This window comes from Neisseria sp. HMSC065D04, from assembly GCF_001815675.1.
GTDB lineage: Bacteria > Pseudomonadota > Gammaproteobacteria > Burkholderiales > Neisseriaceae > Neisseria.
Map to the genome: position 1 here is coordinate 1 of NZ_KV821529.1, position 3,447 is coordinate 3,447.

General features: G+C 56.3%; 4 protein-coding genes. All 4 read left to right on the forward strand.

Going from position 1 to position 3,447, the window contains the following annotated elements; translation table 11 throughout:
- Positions 1-166 precede the first annotated feature (166 nt).
- Positions 167-730, forward strand: a complete 564-nt coding sequence (locus HMPREF3050_RS09045; RefSeq protein WP_070440835.1) for a hypoxanthine-guanine phosphoribosyltransferase — start codon at positions 167-169, stop codon at positions 728-730.
- Between the two features lie 130 nt (positions 731-860).
- Positions 861-1,298: a PTS sugar transporter subunit IIA gene (locus HMPREF3050_RS09050; protein WP_003755891.1), complete on the forward strand. Its 438-nt coding sequence runs from the start codon at positions 861-863 to the stop codon at positions 1,296-1,298.
- Positions 1,299-1,345: 47 nt separating this feature from the next.
- Positions 1,346-1,615 carry an HPr family phosphocarrier protein gene (locus HMPREF3050_RS09055; protein WP_003767811.1) on the forward strand — a complete coding sequence of 90 codons (270 nt, stop codon included), beginning with the start codon at positions 1,346-1,348 and terminating at the stop codon, positions 1,613-1,615.
- A complete protein-coding gene (ptsP, locus tag HMPREF3050_RS09060) occupies positions 1,615-3,402 on the forward strand; it encodes a phosphoenolpyruvate--protein phosphotransferase (protein WP_070774518.1) in 1,788 nt (595 codons plus the stop codon). The genes HMPREF3050_RS09055 and ptsP overlap by 1 nt, the downstream gene beginning before the upstream one ends.
- Positions 3,403-3,447: the final 45 nt, after the last annotated feature.

A 3,447-nucleotide genomic window follows, 5' to 3' on the forward strand; every position in this document is an offset into this window, starting at 1 on the left:
TTTGCCCGACGGGGTGAAAAATACAGTTGCTACTGCTTTGCCTGCGAAAAGGGTTTCCCCAGCTCAAAAACGACAATACGGGTTAAAGCGGCGGCGGGATTTCAGACGACCTCAGCCCGTTTTGGGTTTATAATTTCCTTTTTCCCAACTGATTTCCCCGTTTACCATGATCGATTTAGAAACCAAACGCCTTGAAACCCAAGCCATGCTTGATAATGCCGAGCTTTTGTTCGACCAAGACCAATGCCGTGCCGCGCTGCAAAAAGTGGCGGACGAGATTACGCGCGACTTGGGGGACAAATATCCGCTCCTGCTGCCTGTGATGGGTGGGGCGGTGGTGTTTACGGGGCAGTTGCTGCCGCTGTTGCGCTTTCCTTTGGACTTTGATTATGTTCATGTTTCCCGTTACGGCGACAAGCTGGCGGGCGGCGCGTTCAACTGGAAACGGATGCCCGACCCGGAGCAGATTCGGGGGCGTCATGTAATCGTATTGGACGATATTTTGGATGAGGGCCACACGATGTCGGCGATTCAGTCCAAGCTCTTGGAAATGGGCGCAGCGAGCTGCCGTGCGGCTGTGTTTGCCAACAAGTTGATCGACAAGGAAAAACCGACCAAGGCGGATTATGTCGGGCTGGATGTTCCCAACCGCTACGTCTTCGGCTACGGTATGGACGCGGCGGGCTGCTGGCGCAATTTGGGCGAGATTTACGCGCTCAACCAAGGCTGAGACAAGATTAAAAAAGGTCGTCTGAAAACCTTTTCAGACGACCTTTGTGCCACCATATCGCGCTATGTGGCGGGTGAACGGACGATACTTTCGCCCACACCGGCCGAATAAAATCATCAGAGAACACATCATGATCAACCTTTTAATCATTACCCACGAGGCAGTAGGCGAGGCCTACCGCAGCCTGACCCATCATTTCTTCCCGACGGGAATGCCGGAAAACATCCGCATTCTCGGCGTGGAGCCTGACGAAGACCAAAACGACATCATCAACAACGCCATCGCCGCGCTGCAAGAGTTTCCTGAAAACCACGGCGTATTGATTATGACCGACATCTTCGGCGCGACGCCGTGCAACGCTGCCCGCAGACTGGTTCGCGCGGGCAAGTCCGCCATCCTGACCGGACTGAACGCGCCGATGATGATTAAAGCGACCCAATACTCGCCCATGGCGGAAGACCTCGCCGCCTTTACTGAAACGGTCAGGGAAGCCGCCGTCAAAGGCATTTTCGCCATCACCGCCGAACCGGAAGATTTGGTGTGCAAACAGCACGCCGAAGCCGTCTAACCCGACCGACACGTTTTCAGACGACCCCGCACACCCGAAAGCCGAACATGCAAAAACAACAAATCGAAATCATCAACAAACTCGGACTCCACGCCCGCGCTTCCAGCAAATTCACCCAAACCGCGTCTCAGTTTCAAAGCGAAGTCTGGGTGACGAAAAACGGAAGCCGCGTCAATGGCAAAAGCATCATGGGCTTAATGATGCTCGCCGCCGCCAAAGGCACAATCATCGAGCTGGAAACCGACGGTTTGGACGAAGCCGCAGCCATGAAGGCATTGACCGACTTAATCAACGACTACTTCGGCGAGGGCGAATAATGAGTATCGTGCTGCACGGTGTCGCCGCGGGCAAAGGCATCGCCATCGGACAAGCCCACCTGATTACGCGCGGCACGGCGGAAGTGCCGCAATATGACGTTTCAGACGACCTCATCGACGCCGAAGCCGCCCGTTTCGATGCCGCCATCAAAGCCACGCGCAAAGAGTTGGAACAGTTGCGCAGCGCGATTCCTGAAAACGCCCCGACCGAATTGGGCGCGTTTATTTCGCTGCACCTCATGCTGCTGACCGACGTTACCCTCTCGCGCGAACCCGTCGATATTTTGAAAGAACAGAAAATCAATGCCGAATGGGCGTTGAAACAGCAAAGCGACAAGCTCGCCGCCCAGTTCGACAACATCGAAGACGACTACCTGCGCGAACGAAAACAAGACATGCTGCAAGTCGTCCGCCGCATCCACAACAACCTCGTCGGGCAAAGCAACGACTTAAACCTCAACGAAGGCTTGTTTGAAGACACCATCCTGATCGCCCACGACCTCTCGCCCGCCGACACCGTCCTCTTTAAAGAGCAGCGCATCACCGCCTTCGTTACCGACGTCGGCGGCCCGACCAGCCACACCGCCATCTTAGGCCGCAGCCTCGACATCCCTTCCGTCATCGGGTTGCACAACGCCCGCAGGCTCATTACCGAAAACGAAACCGTCATCGTTGACGGCATCAACGGCGTCCTCATCATCGATCCAGACGAAGTCGTCCTCAACGAATACCGCCGCCTCGCCCGCGAATACCGCCTCCACAAGCGCGAACTCAACAAACTCAAAAAAACTGCCGCCACTACCGCCGACGGCATCAACATCGAGCTGCTCGCCAACATCGAATCCGCCGAAGACATCAAAACCCTGCACAACTTCGGCGCAGACGGCGTCGGACTCTTCCGCAGCGAATTCCTTTATCTCAACCGCGACACCATGCCGTCTGAAGACGAGCAATACGAAGTGTACAGCGCGATTGTGAAAAAAATGAAAGGCAAAAGCATCACCATACGCACCGTCGATTTGGGTGTGGACAAAAACCCCCGCTGGTTCGGTCAAAACGCCACCCCCAACGGCAGCCTCAACCCCGCGCTCGGACTCACCGGCATCCGCTTATGCCTCGCCGAACCCGTCATGTTCCGCACCCAAATGCGCGCCATCCTCCGCGCCGCCGCCCACGGCCCCGTGCGCATGATGTGGCCGATGATTACCTCCTTGTCCGAAGTGCGCCAATGCCTTATCCACCTCGACACCGCCCAACGCCAGCTCGCCGAACGCGGCGAAACCTTCGGCACGGTCAGCGTCGGCTGCATGATTGAAATCCCGTCCGCCGCCCTGACTGTCGGCAGCATCCTCAAACTCGTCGATTTCATCTCCATCGGCACCAACGACCTGATTCAATATATCTTGTCCGTCGATCGCGGCGACGACAGCGTCAGCCACCTCTACCAGCCCGGACACCCCGCCGTCCTCAAAATGCTGCAACACATCATCCGCACCGCCAACCGCATGGAAAAAAGCGTCTCCATATGCGGCGAAATGGCAGGCGACACCACCTACACGCGGATGCTGCTGGGCATGGGGCTGCGCCGTTTCTCCATGAACCCCAACAACCTGCTCCCCGTCAAAAACATCATCCTGCACAGCAACACCGCCCTGCTCGAAACCGAAACCGCCAAAATCCTCCGCAGCGAAGACTCGGAAAAAACTGAAAAGCTGCTGAAATTGCTCAACAGCGCGGAACACGAAGAAGAGCGGCAGGAAGAAGACAGCCCGATAGCGCAGGCGTAAACAAGGTTTCTACAGTACAGATAGTACGGAACCGATTCACTTGGT